Here is a 17,639-nt window from a genome sequence, read left to right on the forward strand (position 1 = left end):
GCGCATAATGCCTCACTTTTTAAACGAAGAGGGGAGTCGGGAAAACAGCCATCGGCTCATCAGCGGTAATAACCCCAGTAGTGTAAAGGCTAACAGCATGCCCGGCGACAGAATATCGCGCAGCGAAGTGATTTTTCCCAGCTCGCGGCCGGCGTTGAGGAAGATAACCGTTGCGGGCAGCATGGCGAGCTGACTGACCCACCAGTACCGACGCACCCCAATGCGGGTCAGCCCCATCAGCAGATTGACCAGAAAAAACGGGAACAACGGCATCATGCGCAGGGCGAATAGATACCCAGCGCCGTCACGCGCCATCCCGGCGTTCACCGTTTTCATCTGTTGGGCAAACCGTCGCTGAACCCAGTCGCGCAGCAGATAACGGCTGGCGAGCATCGCGAGCGTGGCGCCGAGCGTGGAGGCAAACGACACCAGCAGCGTCCCCTTCCACAGCGTAAACAGCGCGCCGCCCAGCAGAGTCAGTATCGCGGCACCGGGGATAGAGAGGGCGGAAACCACCACATAGAGCGCAAAAAAGATCAGCGCACTTTGCTGCGGGGCGTGTTCGACGCAGGCGAGCAAGGTCTGCTGATGCGTTTTGATGGTTTCAAGAGAGAGCGTGCCCGGAGGAAGAGTGAGCCACGTCAGCATAAAGGCGCCCAGCAGGGCGCACAGTACGACAATTTTTCGAATGTTCACACGGGGTTACAGCTTGAATTTCGCCCACACCGGCGCGTGGTCCGACGGTTTTTCCATGCTGCGGATATCGTAGTCGATCCCGGTTTCAATGCAGCGTTCCGCCAGCGGGGAGCTTGCCAGCAGCAGGTCTATGCGCAGCCCGCGGTTGTCATCAAAGCCTTTTGAGCGGTAATCGAACCATGAGAAGCGATCCTGGGTGTCCGGGTTAGCCGTGCGGAAGGTATCCACCAGACCCCAGCTCAGCAGGCGATCCATCCACTCGCGCTCTTCCGGCAGGAATGAACATTTGCCGGTGCGCAACCAGCGTTTGCGGTTCTCTTCACCAATGCCGATATCCAGATCGGTCGGGCTAATATTCATGTCGCCCATGATCAGCACCGGATTCTCTTTTTTCAGTTCGGTGGTCAGGTAATCCTGCAGATCCTGATAAAACTTCGCTTTCGCCGGGAATTTGGTCTCATGGTCACGGCTCTCCCCCTGCGGGAAATAGCCGTTGATCACGGTGATATTGCCGAGCGCTGAAGGAATTTCCGCCATGATGATCCGGCGCTGCGCTTCTTCGCCATCACCCGGGAAGCCGCGGCGGACGGAAACCGGCGTCTCTTTGGTCAGCAGGGCAACGCCGTAATGCCCTTTCTGCCCGTGATAAAAGACGTTGTAACCCAGTTTCACCACCTCTTCGAGGGGAAACATATCGTCGTGAACTTTTGTCTCCTGCAGGCCGATCACATCAGGCTGATGTTGTTCAACAATCGCTTCAAGCTGGTGAGGGCGGGCACGCAGGCCGTTGATATTAAAAGAGACAAATTTCATAGTCGCTGCCAGTGCAAGGTGAATAGTGCATGGATGGTAGCAGAATTTGCGTCGTCTGTTACGGGGATTGACCAATAACTGCGACAGATAATGCCAACGGTGCAATATTTGCACCATTCTGACGCGCTTCGCCCTTAAAAGGGGCGTAAATGGCCGATAAATTTCGCGAGCGATCACAATTCCAGAATTATATTTGGCCTCTGCATACTCTTTCTGATTTTCATGCGGCAAAGCGCCGCTTGTCGTAAAAATATTCACTTTTTATGCACTAACAGTGAATAACTCCATATTGTAACTTATTGATATTCTGTTACCCCCACCCGTTTATGCATTTTTATCGCTGGCTGGCACGAAGGCTGCAATCTACATTCACAGTGCAAACACTCAATTATTTAACATTCAAATAACCTTTTATTTACCGGATGAGGTCGCTATGTCTCTGTCAATTACGCGTGAAAATTTCGATGAATGGATGATGCCGGTTTACGCTCCGGCGGCTTTTATTCCGGTTCGTGGGGAAGGCTCGCGCCTGTGGGATCAGCAGGGTAAAGAGTATATCGACTTTGCGGGCGGGATTGCGGTTAACGCGCTGGGCCATGCACACCCGGCGCTGCGCCAGGCGTTAAACGACCAGGCGGCGAAGTTCTGGCACACCGGGAACGGCTATACCAACGAACCGGCGCTGCGTCTGGCGAAAAAACTGATCGACGCGACGTTTGCGGAGAAAGTCTTTTTCTGCAACTCGGGCGCGGAGGCGAACGAAGCGACGCTGAAGCTGGCACGCAAATATGCGCACGATAAATTCGGTGTGCACAAGAGCGGGATTGTGGCCTTTAAGAACGCGTTCCATGGCCGCACGCTCTTTACCGTCAGCGCAGGGGGGCAGCCGTCCTACTCGCAGGACTTTGCGCCGCTGCCGCCGGATATCCGCCACGGGGTGTATAACGATCTGCAGTCAGCCCGCGAGCTGATCGACGACACCACCTGCGCGGTGATCGTCGAGCCAATGCAGGGAGAAGGCGGTGTGCTGCCCGCACAGAAAGCGTTCCTTCAGGGGCTGCGCGAACTGTGCGATCGTCATAACGCGGTACTGATTTTCGATGAAGTGCAGACCGGCGTTGGCCGTACCGGTGAGCTGTATGCGTATATGCACTACGGCGTAACGCCGGACGTTCTCTCAACGGCGAAAGCGCTGGGCGGCGGCTTCCCGATTGGCGCGATGCTGACCACCGATAAATTCGCCAGCGTAATGGTCGTGGGCACGCATGGCACCACTTATGGCGGTAACCCGCTGGCAACGGCCGTGGCCGGACAGGTTCTGGATATCATCAATACCCCGGAAGTGTTGAAGGGGGTTAAACAGCGTCACGACTGGTTTGTGGAGCGTCTGAACGCCATTAACAGCAAGACCGGTCTGTTTAAAGAGATTCGCGGCCTGGGGCTGTTAATTGGCTGCGAACTGACGCCGGAGTTTGCCGGAAAAGCTAAACTTATTTCACAGGAAGCGGCGAAACAGGGCGTGATGGTGCTGATTGCCGGTGCCAACGTGGTGCGTTTTGCCCCTGCGCTGATTGTCAGCGAGGAAGAGGTGAGCACCGGTTTAGACCGTTTTGCGCTGGCCTGTGAACGTGTGAAATCCGGGGTGTCATCATGATGGTCATCCGTCCCGTTGAGCGCGGCGATCTCGCCGGGCTCATGCAGCTTGCCGGTAAGACGGGGGGCGGGCTGACCTCGCTTCCTGCCGATGAAAAAACGCTGTCGGCGCGCATTGAGCGCGCCCTGCAAACCTGGCAGGGGACGTTGCCAAAAAGCGAACAGGGCTATGTGTTCGTGCTGGAAGATACCGACACGGGGACCGTAGCCGGGATCTGCGCCATCGAAGTGGCCGTTGGTCTTAATGACCCGTGGTACAACTACCGCGTGGGCACCATGGTTCATGCCTCAAAAGAGCTGAACGTCTATAACGCGCTGCCGACGCTGTTTCTCTGTAATGACCACACCGGTGCCAGCGAGCTTTGCACGCTGTTCCTTGATCCGGCGTGGCGTAAAGAGGGCAACGGGTATCTGCTCTCCAAATCGCGCTTTATGTTTATGGCCGCTTTCCGCGATCGTTTTAACGAAAAGGTGGTGGCCGAAATGCGCGGTGTGATCGACGATAAAGGCTATTCGCCGTTCTGGGAGAGCCTGGGCGAGCGTTTCTTCTCGATGGAGTTCAGCCGGGCAGACTATCTGTGCGGCACCGGGCAGAAAGCGTTTATCGCTGAGCTGATGCCGAAACACCCTATCTATACCCATTTCTTAACCCCGGAAGCGCAGGCGGTGATTGGCGAAGTCCATCCGCAAACGGCGCCTGCCCGCGCGGTGCTGGAAAAAGAAGGCTTCCGCTACCGTAACTATGTCGACATCTTTGACGGTGGGCCGACGCTGGAGTGCGACATCGACCGCGTGCGCGCGATCCGTAAAAGCCGACTGGTTGACGTCTCTGAAGGTCAGCCCGCGCCGGGTGACTGGCCGGCGTGCCTGGTGGCGAACGAAAATTACACCAACTTCCGCGCCATGCTGGTGCGTACCAACCCGAAATGTGAACGTCTGGTGCTGACGGCTGCAGAACTGGATGCCCTGAAATGTAATGCCGGCGATACGGTTCGCCTGGTGCGACTCTGCCCTGAGGAGAAAACAGCATGACTTTATGGATCAACGGAGACTGGGTAACGGGCGAAGGCGAACAGCGAGTGAAGACCAATCCGGTCGGCAACGAGGTGCTCTGGAAAGGTAATGATGCCAGCGCCGGGCAGGTTGAACAGGCCTGCCACGCCGCGCGCCGCGCGTTTCCGGCGTGGGCGAAACAGCCGTTCACTGTGCGCCAGGGGATTGTCGAAAAGTTTGCCTCTCTGCTGGAAGCGAATAAAACCGAGCTGACCCGCACGATCGCCCTGGAGACCAGCAAGCCACGCTGGGAAGCGGCGACTGAAGTGACGGCGATGATCAACAAAATCGCCATCTCGGTAAAGGCGTACCATACCCGCACCGGCGAGCAGCATACCGAAATGGCTGACGGCGCGGCCACGCTGCGCCATCGCCCCCACGGCGTACTGGCGGTGTTTGGCCCCTACAACTTCCCGGGGCATCTGCCAAACGGGCATATTGTGCCCGCACTGCTGGCGGGAAATAGCGTCATTTTCAAACCGAGTGAATTAACGCCGCTGACCGGTGAGGTGGCGGTGAAGCTCTGGGAGCAGGCGGGTTTGCCGCCGGGCGTGCTGAACCTGGTGCAGGGCGGGCGTGAAACCGGCCAGGCGCTGAGCGCGTTAAGTGATATTGATGGCCTGCTGTTTACCGGCAGCGCCGGGACGGGCTATCAGCTGCATCGCCAGTTGGCCGGGCAGCCGGAAAAAATTCTGGCGCTGGAGATGGGGGGGAACAACCCGCTCATTGTGGAAGATCCTGATGATATGGACGCGGCAGTCCACCTGACCATCCAGTCGGCCTTTATTACTGCCGGCCAGCGCTGCACCTGTGCGCGTCGTCTGCTGGTGAAGCGCGGGGCGCAGGGCGATGCGTTCCTCAGGCGTCTGGTTGAGGTGAGCGCGCGTCTGGTGCCTGCGACGTGGGATGCCGACCCGCAGCCGTTTATCGGCGGGCTCATCTCCGAACAGGCGGCGCTGAACGTTCTGAAAGCCTGGCAGGACCATGTCTCACGCGGCGCGAAAACCTTGCTGGAGCCGAAGCAGGTTCAGCCGGGCACGTCGCTGCTGACGCCAGGCATTGTTGAGATGAGCGGCGCGAGCAACGTGCCGGATGAAGAGGTCTTTGGACCGCTGCTGTGCGTCTGGCGCTATGACGATTTTGACAGTGCCATTGCGATGGCCAACAACACCCGCTACGGCCTGTCGAGCGGTCTGATTTCACCGCAGCGCGAGAAGTTTGATCAGCTGCTGCTCGAAGCGCGCGCCGGGATTGTTAACTGGAACAAACCGCTGACCGGTGCCGCGAGTACCGCCCCGTTTGGCGGCGTAGGAGCTTCCGGGAACCATCGCGCCAGCGCGTGGTATGCCGCAGATTACTGCGCGTGGCCGATGGCGAGCCTGGAAACACCTGCGCTGACGCTGCCGGAAACGCTGAGTCCGGGTCTGGATTTTAGTCAGGGAGATCGCCATGAAAGCGCGTGAAGTCAATTTTGACGGCCTGGTGGGACTGACGCACCACTATGCCGGGCTCTCCTTTGGTAATGAAGCCTCGACGAAACACCGTTTTCAGGTCTCCAACCCGAAACTGGCGGCAAAGCAGGGGCTGCTGAAAATGAAGGCGCTATCGGACGCGGGTTTTCCGCAGGCGGTGATCCCGCCGCAGGAGCGTCCAAACGTGGCGGTGTTACGTCAGCTTGGTTTTAGCGGCACTGATGAACAGGTGGTGGAGAAAGCGGGAACGCAGACGCCACACCTGCTCTCGGCGGCGAGTTCTGCCTCCTCAATGTGGGTGGCCAATGCGGCGACCGTCGCACCCTCTGCCGATACGCTGGATGGCAAGGTCCATTTGACGGTGGCGAACCTGAACAACAAATTCCACCGCGCCACCGAAGCGGAGACCACGGAGCGCGTGCTGCGCGCCATTTTCCATAATGACGCCCATTTTGCTGTCCATCCGGCTCTGCCGCAGGTGGCGATGTTTGGTGATGAAGGTGCTGCCAACCATAACCGTCTGGGCGGCGATTACGGCGAACCGGGGTTACAGCTGTTTATTTACGGGCGGGAAGAGGGCGGCCATTCAGCGCCAACCCGCTACCCGGCCCGCCAGACGCTGGCGGCAAGCCAGGCCGTGGCGCGTCTGAATCAGGTCAATCCGTCGCAGGTGATTTTTGCCCAGCAGAACCCGCATGTGATCGACCAGGGCGTGTTCCATAACGACGTGATTGCCGTCTCTAACCGCCAGGTTCTGTTCTGCCACGAGCAGGCGTTCGCCCATCAGGAGAAACTCCTCGCCACGCTGCATGAACGCGTGCCCGGGTTTACGCCGATTCAGGTGCCGACGCAGGCGGTGAGCGTGCAGGATGCGGTTGAGACCTACCTCTTTAACAGCCAGCTGTTGAGCCGGGACGATGGCAGCATGATGCTGGTGCTGCCGCAGGAGTCCAGCGATCACCCGGGCGTGTGGCGTTATCTGACTGAACTGGTGAAAGCCGATAACCCGATTGCGGAACTGCGCGTCTTTGATCTGCGCGAGAGCATGGCAAACGGGGGCGGTCCGGCCTGTTTACGCCTGCGCGTGGTGCTGACGCCTGACGAAATGCAGGCCGTTAACCCGGCAGTGATGATGAATGAGACGCTGTTTAATACCCTGAACGACTGGGTGGATCGCTACTATCGCGACCGGTTAACGCAGGCCGATCTGGTTGACCCGCAGCTGCTGCGCGAAGGCCGCGAGGCGCTCGACGCGTTAACCTCAATCCTGCAACTGGGTTCGGTTTACCCGTTCCAGCGCTAAAGGAGGCGCTATGGAAAATTTACTGGCGCTGACGCTGGCCGACGAAACGCCCTCACAACGTGAGGGGGAGGGCCCCTCATTCCACTGGCGGTGGCTGGGGCGCGGCGTGCTTGAACTGACACCGACCGCCAGGAGTGAACTGTCGCTTCTGCTCTCAACCGGCATTCACGGCAATGAAACGGCGCCCGTCGAGATTGTCGACCTGCTGCTGCGCGCGTTGTATAGCGGGGAGATCGCGCTGCACTGCCGTCTGCTGGTGGTTCTGGGAAACCCGCCTGCGCTGGCGCAAAACAAACGCTATCTGGTGAGCGACATCAACCGCATGTTCGGTGGCCGCTGGTCGCAATTCCCACAAAGTGATGAAACGGCACGGGCGCAGTGGCTGGAGCAGATTGTCACCTCCTTTTTCACCGACGCGGGGCCATCGCGCTGGCATCTCGATCTGCATACGGCGATCCGCGCCTCGTATCACGTGCGTTTTGGCGTACTGCCGCAGCGTAATCAGCCCTGGGAGGAAGATTTTCTGCGCTGGCTGGGGGATGCGGGGCTGGAAGCGCTGGTCTTCCATCAGTCGCCGGGGGGGACCTTCACGCACTTTACCTGCGAACGCTTCGGCGCGCTGGCCTGCACGCTGGAGCTGGGAAAAGCGCTGCCGTTTGGGCAAAACGATCTTACGCGCTTTGCCCCGACGCATCTTGCGCTGCATGCGCTGCTGGGGGGGACGGTGCCGGAGCACACCAGCCAGCCCGTCGAGCGTTATCGGGTTGTGCAGCAGATCACCCGCCGTAGCGAGGCTTTCCAGCTACACATGGCGGCCCACACGCTCAATTTTACGCCGTTTCGCAAGGGGGCATTACTGGCGGAGGACGGCGACGAGCGCTATGAGGTGCAGAAAACAACCGAATATGTGCTGTTCCCCAACCCGTCGGTAGCCTTTGGTCTGCGGGCCGGGCTGATGCTGGAAAAAGTGTCCTGATCGTGTCCCCTCCTGTCTGCGGGAGGGGAATATTAAAACTATATTCTTAGCGATTAAGGCGATCGCATTTTCTTTGCAGAATATTCCTGGATAATTGCTTTATTATTAAACGGCAGTTGGTTATACTTCTGCACAATCTCTTAATAATCAGCTTATTGCATATTTTTGTTGCAACTCTCCACGCTTTATCCTTATTTCCTCCATATTTGGCGAAAATTTGTTTTTTACACTTTCATTGTTTTACCGTTGCTCTGACTAATTGACGATAAACCCCGTAAAGTTAATCTCGTCAACACGGCATAGCGCCGAAGAATAACTGAAAGTAAGGAAATAAATTATGCGTAAGTTTACTGCACTGTTTGTTGCTTCTACCCTGGCTCTGGGCGCTACCAGCATGGCGTTCGCCGCAGATACCGCAACCACCACTGCCGCGCCTGCTGAAGGCAAAATGATGATGCATCACAAAGGCAAGCCGGGTATGCACGAGATGATGATGTTCAAAGATCTGAACCTGACGGATGCGCAGAAACAGCAGATCCGCGACATCATGAAAAGCCAGCGTGACCAGATGAAACGTCCTCCGCTGGAAGAGCGCCGCGCGATGCATGACATTATCGCCAGCGACAGCTTCGATAAGGCAAAAGCCGAAGCGCAGATCGACAAAATGGCTGAGCAGCATAAAGCCCGCATGCTGGCTCATATGGAAACCCAGAACAAGATCTACAACATTCTGACGCCGGAACAGAAAAAACAATTTAATGCCAATTTTGAGAAGCGTCTGACAGAACGTCCGGCAATGGAAGGTAAAATGCCAGCACCAACCGAATAATCGGTTCACTCTCTTAAGACCGCCGGGATCCTGTCTACAAAAGCGCAAATGCTGTGGACAGGACCGGCGGTTTTTTCTTTCTTACCCTCTTGTCTGCCGCAACAGGCGCGGTATTCTCCTGTCATCGCTTCAGAGAATTCATGACGTTAGATTTTTTATCAGCGTCCCGCTAAGGCTTGCCCGCTCTGCTGCCGATACTACGTCTGTAACTATTCAATCATAACAAACAAGACAGCAACGATAGCGATATCCTTGCCCTGGCGCTCGTTGCGCCATTCAGGAGTGGTGATGGAGTTCTTTGATATCCGTAAAATGCCGGTCAGTCTCTGGCGCAATGGTGCTGGTGAGACGCGCGAAATTTGTTGTTTTCCTCCCGCGACGCGCGATTTTTTCTGGCGTGCCAGCATTGCGACGATCGCCAGCAATGGCGAATTCTCCTCCTTTCCCGGTGTTGACCGGGTTATCACCCTGCTGGAAGGGGGGGAAGTGACGCTCGATGCCGGTCAGGCGTTTTGCCATACCCTGAAGCACCATCAGCCCTTTTGTTTTTCCGGCGACCAGCCGGTAAAAGCGCTGTTAAGCGACGGGCAGATGTCGATGGACTTCAACATCATGACCCGGCGGGATTGCTGCCAGGCGAAAGTGCGGGTGGCGGACCGCACCTTCACTACCTTTGGCTCACGCGGGGGTGTGGTCTTCGTCTTAAGCGGTGCGTGGCAGCTGGGGGATAAATTGCTGACAGCCGATCAGGGCGCGAGCTGGGAGGAGGGAACCCACACCCTGCGTTTGCTGGAATCGCACGGCAGGTTATTATTCAGCGAAATCAACTGGCTGCCTGGTCATTAAGCACAATAACGTCAAACTCGCCGGTCAGCACGGGCTTACAGAGAATTTTGTAGCCATCATGGTCGAAGCCGGCGGGTGTGCGTAACAGGGTGGCGGCCTCCTGCAGATTATCGACCGCCCCCAGCCAGAACCAGTTATGAACAATGTGGTACTGTGTCATTGTCTCTCCCACCTCTTTTAGCGCAACGGCCCCTTCCCATGGCCAGCACTTCACGCTGATGGCCGCCAGCCCGCCAAGAAGCCGGGCGTGATGATCCTCGACGCTCTCTTTGCCGCAGCAGGCACCCGCACAGCGTTTGAGCGCAGAGCGGAAACAGGCGCGTCCACGAGTGGTGGCCTCCAGCCCCAGCAGGCTGTAGCAAAGCTGCTGCTCGTCCGCCAGCGTTTGCAGCGCCTGTAGCGCAGCACGTTTGTTGGCGAACAGGCCGTACAGATTCGGTGCGTGCGAAAAATCGACGTCGCGCGCATAGACAACCTGCGGTTTGCCCGCGGTTATCTGCAGCGAGCAGAGCTGACGATTGCGGCGCAGACGCTTATTAAACAAGGGCTGTTGCTCTTTGATCAGCCGGGCTTCCAGTAAGAGCGCTCCCATTTCCCCTGCCGTCGGATACCAGCTGATGCGTCGCGACTGGCGGAGCATGGCGGCTTCGTCCGGCGTGCGCAGATGGGACAGCACCCGGCTGCGAATATTCACGCTTTTGCCGATATAGAGCGGCAGAGTGTCGCTTTCGCCATGAAAGATGTACACGCCCGGCTGTTTAGGCAATTCCTCAAGCCAGGGGCGGAGATGTTCGGGATATTCATAGATAGCCGCCGCTTCAAACTCCAGACGCGGGGCAGATTGACGCCTGCTCACATACGACTCCATATACTGTTCAGCTATACAGTGTAGCAGGTGTGGGGTGGTTAAAAAAGAGCCGGGTCGCCTGATGCTCTCACCCCAACCCTCTCCCTCGGGAGAGGGCGCAAACACTAAAAACGGTAACCTGGGTTACCGTTTTGCTTTTATTTCTTCCAGAAATCGTCAAACACGGTAATGGGTGGGCGGCGTTTGTGCTCGGTTTTCAGATACCAGCCTTCGATAATCTTCGCGATACTCTCGTCCAGTTTCTTGCCTTCCAGATAATCATCGATGTTGTCATAGGTCACACCGAGCGCCGCTTCATCCGGCAGGGAAGGGCGATCGTCTTCCAGATCCGCCGTTGGCGCTTTCTTGTATAAATGCTCCGGGCAGCCCAGCGCAGCCAGCAACTGTTTACCCTGACGCTTGTTCAAACGGAAGATAGGGTTAATGTCGGTGCCCCCGTCGCCATATTTGGTGAAGAAACCGGTGATGGCTTCTGCCGCGTGATCGGTCCCGACAACCACGCCTTTGGTCATGCCTGCGATGCTGTACTGCGCTTTCATACGTTCGCGCGCTTTTTCATTGCCGCGCACAAAATCGCTCAGCTCAATGCCCGCTTCACGCAGCGCCTGCTCACTCGCCAGCACCGATCCTTTGATATTGACCGTCAGTACGCGGTCTGGCTGGATAAAGGCGATGGCATCCTGACAATCCTGTTCGTCTGCCTGCACGCCATACGGAAGACGCACGGCGATAAACTGCAGCGCTTCATCTCCCGTCTCTTCGCGCAGCTCTGAAATGGCCATCTGGCAGAGTTTGCCGGTCAGCGTCGAGTCCTGTCCGCCGCTGATGCCCAGTACCAGCGTTTTCAGAAACGAGTTCGTTTTTAAATAGGATTTTAAAAAATCAACGCTTCGGCGGATCTCTTCATTTGCATCTACCGCAGGCTTCGCGCCCAGCGACTGAATAATCTCGTGTTGCAGAGCCATCACGCCCTCCATATGCAGACCATAAACAGAATGTGTTAACTGTTAAAACTAACCCTTCAGGCGTAAAACGACAAGGATCACAGTTTCGAGTGCGCTATTTTGCGGCGTTTTAGCAGCTTATCGTTGTTTTATTGGAATTTTCCGAAATTCGTCTGGCGTAACTCGCAAAGTTGAACAATAGTACTTTTTATCCCATGCTTAGATAACACGCTGATAAACAAGAGGACGGAATATGAACAAGAACGTAGCAGGAATTCTTAGCGCAGCGGCGGTACTGACTATGCTGGCAGGGTGTACGGCTTACGATCGCACCAAAGATCAGTTTACACAGCCGGTAGTAAAAGATGTCAAAAAAGGCATGACCCGTTCGCAGGTGGCTGCGATTGCCGGTAAGCCTTCGTCAGAAGTGACCATGATCCATGCGCGTGGTACCTGCCAGACCTATATCCTGGGTCAACGTGATGGTAAGGCAGAAACATACTTTGTTGCTCTGGATGACACCGGTCACGTCATCAATTCCGGTTACCAGACCTGTGCTGAATACGATACCGATCCGCAAGCACCTAAGGCGCAGTAACCCTGCTTGCCTGAGGATGTTAACAAGCCGGCCTTTGGGCCGGTTTTTTTATGCATACGTAAATCTTATTTCTTTGCGCGAATTATTTGCCTGAAATGTGAAGGTAGTCAACAAGCCAGGTCAATGAGAGACAATTTAGGCCTGTGCAGAATTATCCCCCCTCTGTACCATTACGTATACTCACTCCAACGATAAACAACAGTCAGCACATTACCTGTCAGCCAGGAGAGCGAGTCGAGTGATAGCGAGACGGCAGGTAGTCATAAAAGAGGGAAATCATGATGGAAAAGAAACATATCTACCTGTTCTGCTCTGCAGGCATGTCAACGTCACTGCTGGTGTCGAAGATGCGTGCACAGGCCGAAAAGTATGAAGTGCCGGTGGTGATCGAAGCGTTCCCGGAAACGCTGGCGGGTGAAAAAGGCCAGACCGCAGATGTTATTTTACTGGGTCCGCAGATCGCTTACATGTTGCCAGAAATTCAACGTCTGTTACCGAATAAACCGGTCGAGGTTATCGACTCAGGGCTGTACGGTAAGATTGATGGTTTAGGTGTACTGAAAGCTGCTGTGGCAGCAATTAAAAAAGCTGCTAATTAATTTTTATTTTTCCCGTCAAAGAGTTATTTCACACACAATACGCCGCGACATACGTTGCGGCATTTAAGGGTATTTTCCTATGAGTAAAGTCATCGCTTCACTTGAAAAGGTACTCCTTCCTTTTGCTGTTAAAATAGGAAAGCAGCCTCACGTTAACGCCATCAAAAACGGCTTTATTAAATTAATGCCGTTGACGCTGGCCGGGGCAATGTTCGTTTTAATTAACAACGTTTTTCTGAGCTTTGGTGAAGGTTCCTTTTTTTATTCATTAGGAATTCGGTTAGACGCTTCAACCATTGAAACCCTTAACGGTTTTAAAGCCATCGGCGGCAACGTATATAACGGTACGTTGGGTATTATGTCGCTGATGGCGCCTTTCTTTATTGGGATGGCATTAGCCGAAGAACGTAAGGTGGATCCGCTGGCCGCGGGGTTATTGTCCGTTGCCGCCTTTATGACCGTCACCCCATACAGCGTGGGTGAAGCTTATGCTGTGGGTGCCAACTGGCTGGGTGGGGCAAACATTATTTCCGGTATCGTTATCGGTCTGGTGGTTGCCGAGATGTTCACCTTTATTATCCGTCGCAACTGGGTAATTCGCCTGCCGGATAGCGTACCGGGCTCCGTTTCCCGTTCATTTTCCGCGTTGATTCCAGGCTTCATTATTCTCTCCATCATGGGGATTATTGCCTGGGCGCTCTCTCACTGGGGCACAAACTTCCACCAGATCATCATGGACTCTATCTCTACGCCGCTGGCGTCGATGGGTGGCGTGGTCGGTTGGGCGTACGTGATTTTCACCTCCCTGCTGTGGTTCTTCGGCGTACATGGTTCACTGGCACTGGCCGCGCTGGACAGCGGTATCATGACCCCATGGGCACTGGAAAACGTTGCACTTTATCAGCAGTACGGCTCCGTTGATGCGGCGCTGGCAGCCGGTAAAACCTTCCATGTGTGGGCGAAGCCGATGCTGGACTCTTATATCTTCCTGGGGGGTACCGGGGCGACGCTGGGTCTGATCATCGCGGTCTTTATTGTCTCTCGTCGCGCTGACCATCGTCAGGTTGCGAAGCTGGCGCTGCCGTCAGGCATCTTCCAGATTAACGAGCCGATTCTGTTTGGTCTGCCTATCATCATGAACCCGGTGATGTTCATTCCATTCGTCCTGATTCAGCCGCTGCTTGCGGGGATCACTCTGACGGCCTATTACCTGGGCATTATCCCGCCTGTTACCAACATTGCGCCGTGGACCATGCCGGCGGGGCTGGGGGCGTTCTTCAACACCAACGGTAGCGTCGCGGCCTTCCTGCTGGCGATATTCAACCTCGGGATTGCAACACTGCTCTACATGCCATTCGTGGCGATAGCCAACAAAGCCGCGACCGTGATTGATGAAGAAGAGAGCGAAGAGGATATCGCCCTCGCACTGAAATTCTAAATATTGCCTGGCGCGGGGTAACCCGCGCCAGCGAAAAGGAGCTTAAAGATGTTAGATTTGGATAGTATCGTAGCCGAAGACGCCGTAGAGAGCGATCTGGAAGAAGTGGTGATGGGGCTTATCATCAACTCCGGGCAAGCACGTAGCCTGGCGTATGCCGCCCTGAAGCAGGCCAAGCAGGGCGATTTTGCCGCCGCTAAGACCATGATGGATCAATCCCGTATCGCGCTGAATGAAGCGCACCTGGTGCAGACTAAGCTTATCGAAGGCGACCAGGGGGAAGGGAAGATGAAAGTCAGCCTGGTGCTGGTGCATGCACAGGATCACCTGATGACCTCGATGCTGGCACGCGAGCTGGTGGCAGAGTTAATTGAGCTTCACGAGAAGCTGCAGTAAGTCAGACTGAGTAGCAGGAGGTCAGCACGATGGAAATTAAAACCGCACTTGAACAGCAGCTGTTTAATGGCAAGAATTTTCACGTGGTTATTTACAACAAGACGGAGAGCGCCAGTGGTCTGCATCAGCATGACTACTACGAGTTCACGATTGTTCTGACCGGCCGCTACTATCAGGAGATTAACGGCAAGCGTGTCCTGCTGGAGCGCGGTGATTTTGTTTTCCTGCCGATGGGATCTTATCACCAGAGCTTTTACGAATTTGGGGCCACCCGTATTCTGAATGTTGGCGTCAGCAGACGTTTCTTTGAGAAACACTATCTGCCGCTGGTGCCGTTCTGCTTTGTGGCGTCACAGGTCTATCGCGTGAAAAACGAATTTATGACCTGGATCGAAACGGTGATCGCCTCGCTCAACTTCCGCGACAATGAGTTCGATGAATTTATTGAAACCGTGACGTTCTATGTGATGAACCGCCTTCGCCATCACCGCGAAGAGCAGCAGGTGAGCGACGACATTCCGCAATGGCTGCGCAGTACCGTCGAGTTGATGCACGACAAAGGGCAGTTCAGCGAGAATGCTCTGGAAAATATGGTGTCACTGTCCGGAAAATCCCAGGAATACCTGACCCGGGCGACACAGCGTTATTATCGTAAAACACCCGTGCAAATTATTAATGAAATCCGCATTAATTTTGCCAAAAAACAGCTGGAAATTACCAACTACTCTGTCACCGATATTGCTTATGAGTCCGGTTACAGTAGCCCCAGCCTGTTTATTAAAACCTTTAAGAAATTTACCTCATTCACACCAAACAGTTACCGGAAGAATTTGACGGTAATTAATTAGTGCCTGGCGAGTTTATTCGCCACGAATATTGACTTGATTGCTTGCCCAAATAGCGGGAAGAGTCCGCTATACCTTGCAGGCGATTAACCTGATACGCTAAGGGAGATGTTATGCAAAAGAAATTAAAAGTCGTGACCATTGGCGGCGGCAGCAGCTATACCCCGGAATTACTGGAAGGTTTCCTGAAACGTTATCATGAATTACCGGTCAGTGAATTATGGCTGGTGGATGTTGAAGAAGGGCAGGAAAAGCTAAATATTATTTTTGACCTGTGCCAGCGGATGGTAGAAAAAGCCGGTGTGCCCTTAACCGTGCATAAAACCCTCGATCGTCGCCTGGCATTGCAGGACGCTGACTTCGTTACCACTCAGCTGCGCGTGGGCCAGCTCAAAGCGCGTGAACTGGACGAACGCATTCCGCTGAGCCACGGCTATCTGGGACAGGAAACCAACGGCGCGGGCGGCCTGTTTAAAGGTTTGCGCACCATCCCGGTCATTTTCGACATCATCAAAGATGTGCAGGCGATCTGCCCGAACGCATGGGTGATTAACTTTACCAACCCGGCCGGGATGGTCACCGAGGCGGTCTATCGCCATACCAACTTCAAGCGTTTTATCGGCGTCTGCAATATTCCGATTGGCATGAAGATGTTCATCCGCGACGTGCTGGAGCTGACCGACAACGACGATCTCTCTATTGATCTGTTCGGTCTCAACCACATGGTGTTCATCAGAGATGTGATAGTAAACGGCCAGTCTCGCTTTGCTGAACTGCTGGACGGCGTGGCTTCCGGCCGCCTGACCGCAGCATCCGTAAAAAATATCTTCGACCTGCCGTTCAGCGAAGGGCTCATCCGTTCCCTGAATCTGCTGCCATGCTCGTATCTGCTTTACTACTTCAAGCAGAAAGAGATGCTGGCCATCGAAATGGGCGAGTACTATAAAGGCGGTGCCCGCGCTCAGGTTGTGCAGAAAGTTGAAAAGCAGCTGTTTGATTTGTATAAAGATCCAAACCTGAACGTGAAGCCGAAAGAGCTTGAACAGCGCGGTGGAGCGTACTATTCCGACGCGGCGTGCGAAGTGATCAACGCCATTTACAATGACAAGCAGGCTGAGCACTACGTCAATGTGCCGCACCATGGCCATATCGACAATATCCCGGCCGACTGGGCCGTAGAGATGACCTGTATCCTGGGCCGTGAGGGGGCAAAACCGCATCCGCGTATTACCCACTTTGATGACAAAGTGATGGGGCTCATCCATACCATCAAAGGGTTTGAAGTGGCGGCCAGCAACGCTGCGCTGAGCGGTGAGTTGAATGACGTGCTGCTGGCGCTGAACCTCAGCCCGCTGGTGCATTCCGACCGCGATGCGGAAGGGCTGGCCAGCGAGATGATACTGGCGCATGAAAAATGGCTGCCAAACTTTGCCGCCACGGTTGAGAAGCTCAAGCATCAACACCGTTAAGAGGACGTGCGATGGAAAACCTGCTGATCGTCAATGCTGATGATTTTGGCCTGTCTAAGGGGCAAAACTACGGCATTGTTGAAGCCTGCCGACGGGGTGTGGTGACCTCGACCACCGCGCTGGTGAATGGAGAGGCGATAGAGCACGCGGCGCAGTTGAGCCGTGAAGCGCCTGAGCTGGGCGTGGGCATGCACTTTGTGTTGACGCTGGGGAGGCCGCTTTCAGCGATGCCGGGCCTGACGCGTGACGGGCAACTCGGGAAATGGATTTGGGAACTGGCGGAGCAGGACGCGCTGCCGCTCGAAGAGATTGCCCGCGAGCTGGACTGTCAGTACAACCGTTTTGTTGACCTCTTTGGTCGCGAACCAACCCATATCGACAGCCATCATCATGTGCATATGATCCCGGCGATTTTTCCGCTCGTTGCGGATTTTGCTCAGCGTAAAGGCGTGGCGATGCGTGTGGATCGTGACGTGCGCGGGTTGCCGGACTTTGCCGTGACCACATCGGAGGGGTTCAGCAGCGCATTTTACGGTGAGGAGATCGACGAAGCGCTGTTCCTGAAGGTGCTGGATGATTCCGCAGCCCGGGGGGAACGGTCGCTGGAGGTGATGGCGCATCCTGCGTTTGTCGATAACACCGTCCGTAAGAGCGCCTACTGCTGGCCGCGCCTGGCGGAGCTGGAGGTGCTGACGTCGCCGTCGCTGAAATACGCGATTGCCGAGCGCGGGTATCGGTTGGGGACTTTCGGGGATCTTTAAGACAAAGCCCAGTGGCGGCTTCGCCTTACCGGGCCTACAAAACCAGTCGAAATGTAGGCCGGGTAAGCGCAAGCGCCACC

At 55.4% G+C, this 17,639-nt stretch carries 18 protein-coding genes; 14 read left to right on the forward strand and 4 right to left on the reverse strand.

The window, feature by feature from the left end:
• Positions 1-12 precede the first annotated feature (12 nt).
• Positions 13-696, reverse strand: a complete 684-nt coding sequence (locus tag ACQG19_RS09985; RefSeq protein WP_038979894.1) for a TVP38/TMEM64 family protein — start codon at positions 694-696, stop codon at positions 13-15.
• A gap of 6 nt (positions 697-702) precedes the next feature.
• The gene (xthA, locus tag ACQG19_RS09990) at positions 703-1,509 is read right to left on the reverse strand and encodes an exodeoxyribonuclease III (RefSeq protein WP_013097033.1); all 807 of its coding nucleotides are present in this window, start codon (positions 1,507-1,509) and stop codon (positions 703-705) included.
• Positions 1,510-1,942: 433 nt separating this feature from the next.
• Between xthA and astC the strand changes: the two genes are divergently transcribed.
• The 7 genes from astC (at position 1,943) to ves (ending at position 9,641) form a co-directional block, all read left to right on the forward strand.
• Complete coding sequence (gene astC / locus ACQG19_RS09995) at positions 1,943-3,163, forward strand: succinylornithine/acetylornithine transaminase (protein ID WP_426725876.1); 1,221 nt, start codon at positions 1,943-1,945, stop codon at positions 3,161-3,163.
• A complete protein-coding gene (gene astA, locus ACQG19_RS10000; protein WP_014831525.1) occupies positions 3,160-4,194 on the forward strand; it encodes an arginine N-succinyltransferase in 1,035 nt (344 codons plus the stop codon). The genes astC and astA overlap by 4 nt, the downstream gene beginning before the upstream one ends.
• Positions 4,191-5,678, forward strand: a complete 1,488-nt coding sequence (gene astD / locus ACQG19_RS10005) for a succinylglutamate-semialdehyde dehydrogenase (protein ID WP_048971543.1) — start codon at positions 4,191-4,193, stop codon at positions 5,676-5,678. Before astA ends, astD begins: the two co-directional genes overlap by 4 nt.
• Positions 5,665-6,990, forward strand: a complete 1,326-nt coding sequence (gene astB / locus ACQG19_RS10010) for an N-succinylarginine dihydrolase (RefSeq protein WP_095427197.1) — start codon at positions 5,665-5,667, stop codon at positions 6,988-6,990. Before astD ends, astB begins: the two co-directional genes overlap by 14 nt.
• 10 nt (positions 6,991-7,000) lie before the next feature.
• Positions 7,001-7,966 carry a succinylglutamate desuccinylase gene (gene astE, locus ACQG19_RS10015; RefSeq protein ID WP_062934293.1) on the forward strand — a complete coding sequence of 322 codons (966 nt, stop codon included), beginning with the start codon at positions 7,001-7,003 and terminating at the stop codon, positions 7,964-7,966.
• Positions 7,967-8,303: 337 nt separating this feature from the next.
• Entirely contained in the window at positions 8,304-8,795 is a 492-nt protein-coding gene (gene spy, locus ACQG19_RS10020) for an ATP-independent periplasmic protein-refolding chaperone Spy (protein WP_014831529.1), read from the forward strand.
• A gap of 288 nt (positions 8,796-9,083) precedes the next feature.
• Positions 9,084-9,641 (forward strand): environmental stress-induced protein Ves, encoded by a 558-nt coding sequence (gene ves, locus ACQG19_RS10025; protein ID WP_013097026.1) that lies wholly within the window; start codon positions 9,084-9,086, stop codon positions 9,639-9,641.
• On the opposite strand, the gene cho is transcribed toward ves, so the two are convergent.
• A complete protein-coding gene (gene cho / locus ACQG19_RS10030; RefSeq protein WP_013097025.1) occupies positions 9,619-10,497 on the reverse strand; it encodes an excinuclease Cho in 879 nt (292 codons plus the stop codon). The genes ves and cho overlap by 23 nt on opposite strands.
• Positions 10,498-10,646: 149 nt before the next feature.
• Positions 10,647-11,474, reverse strand: coding sequence for an ammonia-dependent NAD(+) synthetase (gene nadE, locus ACQG19_RS10035; RefSeq protein WP_246932032.1), 828 nt, complete (start codon positions 11,472-11,474; stop codon positions 10,647-10,649).
• Between the two features lie 232 nt (positions 11,475-11,706).
• Here nadE and osmE point away from each other — a divergent pair, with 232 nt between their 5' ends.
• The 7 genes from osmE (at position 11,707) to chbG (ending at position 17,559) form a co-directional block, all read left to right on the forward strand.
• Positions 11,707-12,051: an osmotically-inducible lipoprotein OsmE gene (osmE, locus tag ACQG19_RS10040; RefSeq protein ID WP_003857836.1), complete on the forward strand. Its 345-nt coding sequence runs from the start codon at positions 11,707-11,709 to the stop codon at positions 12,049-12,051.
• Positions 12,052-12,332: 281 nt separating this feature from the next.
• Entirely contained in the window at positions 12,333-12,650 is a 318-nt protein-coding gene (chbB, locus tag ACQG19_RS10045; protein WP_013097023.1) for a PTS N,N'-diacetylchitobiose transporter subunit IIB, read from the forward strand.
• Positions 12,651-12,729: 79 nt separating this feature from the next.
• A complete protein-coding gene (gene chbC / locus ACQG19_RS10050; RefSeq protein WP_013097022.1) occupies positions 12,730-14,088 on the forward strand; it encodes a PTS N,N'-diacetylchitobiose transporter subunit IIC in 1,359 nt (452 codons plus the stop codon).
• 48 nt (positions 14,089-14,136) lie between these two features.
• Positions 14,137-14,484 (forward strand): PTS N,N'-diacetylchitobiose transporter subunit IIA, encoded by a 348-nt coding sequence (gene chbA / locus ACQG19_RS10055; RefSeq protein ID WP_058651486.1) that lies wholly within the window; start codon positions 14,137-14,139, stop codon positions 14,482-14,484.
• A 29-nt stretch (positions 14,485-14,513) separates the two neighbouring features.
• A complete protein-coding gene (gene chbR, locus ACQG19_RS10060; RefSeq protein WP_013097020.1) occupies positions 14,514-15,332 on the forward strand; it encodes a transcriptional regulator ChbR in 819 nt (272 codons plus the stop codon).
• Positions 15,333-15,442: 110 nt separating this feature from the next.
• Positions 15,443-16,798: a 6-phospho-beta-glucosidase gene (locus ACQG19_RS10065; protein ID WP_029882007.1), complete on the forward strand. Its 1,356-nt coding sequence runs from the start codon at positions 15,443-15,445 to the stop codon at positions 16,796-16,798.
• 11 nt (positions 16,799-16,809) lie between these two features.
• Positions 16,810-17,559 carry a chitin disaccharide deacetylase gene (chbG, locus tag ACQG19_RS10070; RefSeq protein ID WP_058651487.1) on the forward strand — a complete coding sequence of 250 codons (750 nt, stop codon included), beginning with the start codon at positions 16,810-16,812 and terminating at the stop codon, positions 17,557-17,559.
• Positions 17,560-17,639: the final 80 nt, after the last annotated feature.

The organism is Enterobacter cloacae complex sp. 277I4 (assembly GCF_050031465.1).
GTDB lineage: Bacteria > Pseudomonadota > Gammaproteobacteria > Enterobacterales > Enterobacteriaceae > Enterobacter > Enterobacter cloacae.

Excerpts from the sequence above, each read along its gene's own strand:
- xthA (WP_013097033.1), bottom strand. The coding sequence starts at position 1,509 with ATGAAATTTGTCTCTTTTAATATCAACGGCCTGCGTGCCCGCCCTCAC.
- nadE (WP_246932032.1), bottom strand. The coding sequence starts at position 11,474 with ATGGCTCTGCAACACGAGATTATTCAGTCGCTGGGCGCGAAGCCTGCG.
- astC (WP_426725876.1), top strand. The coding sequence starts at position 1,943 with ATGTCTCTGTCAATTACGCGTGAAAATTTCGATGAATGGATGATGCCG.
- spy (WP_014831529.1), top strand. The coding sequence starts at position 8,304 with ATGCGTAAGTTTACTGCACTGTTTGTTGCTTCTACCCTGGCTCTGGGC.
- chbR (WP_013097020.1), top strand. The coding sequence starts at position 14,514 with ATGGAAATTAAAACCGCACTTGAACAGCAGCTGTTTAATGGCAAGAAT.
- ves (WP_013097026.1), top strand. The coding sequence starts at position 9,084 with ATGGAGTTCTTTGATATCCGTAAAATGCCGGTCAGTCTCTGGCGCAAT.
- astD (WP_048971543.1), top strand. The coding sequence starts at position 4,191 with ATGACTTTATGGATCAACGGAGACTGGGTAACGGGCGAAGGCGAACAG.
- chbC (WP_013097022.1), top strand. The coding sequence starts at position 12,730 with ATGAGTAAAGTCATCGCTTCACTTGAAAAGGTACTCCTTCCTTTTGCT.
- ACQG19_RS10065 (WP_029882007.1), top strand. The coding sequence starts at position 15,443 with ATGCAAAAGAAATTAAAAGTCGTGACCATTGGCGGCGGCAGCAGCTAT.
- chbA (WP_058651486.1), top strand. The coding sequence starts at position 14,137 with ATGTTAGATTTGGATAGTATCGTAGCCGAAGACGCCGTAGAGAGCGAT.
- astB (WP_095427197.1), top strand. The coding sequence starts at position 5,665 with ATGAAAGCGCGTGAAGTCAATTTTGACGGCCTGGTGGGACTGACGCAC.
- astA (WP_014831525.1), top strand. The coding sequence starts at position 3,160 with ATGATGGTCATCCGTCCCGTTGAGCGCGGCGATCTCGCCGGGCTCATG.
- astE (WP_062934293.1), top strand. The coding sequence starts at position 7,001 with ATGGAAAATTTACTGGCGCTGACGCTGGCCGACGAAACGCCCTCACAA.
- chbG (WP_058651487.1), top strand. The coding sequence starts at position 16,810 with ATGGAAAACCTGCTGATCGTCAATGCTGATGATTTTGGCCTGTCTAAG.
- osmE (WP_003857836.1), top strand. The coding sequence starts at position 11,707 with ATGAACAAGAACGTAGCAGGAATTCTTAGCGCAGCGGCGGTACTGACT.
- chbB (WP_013097023.1), top strand. The coding sequence starts at position 12,333 with ATGGAAAAGAAACATATCTACCTGTTCTGCTCTGCAGGCATGTCAACG.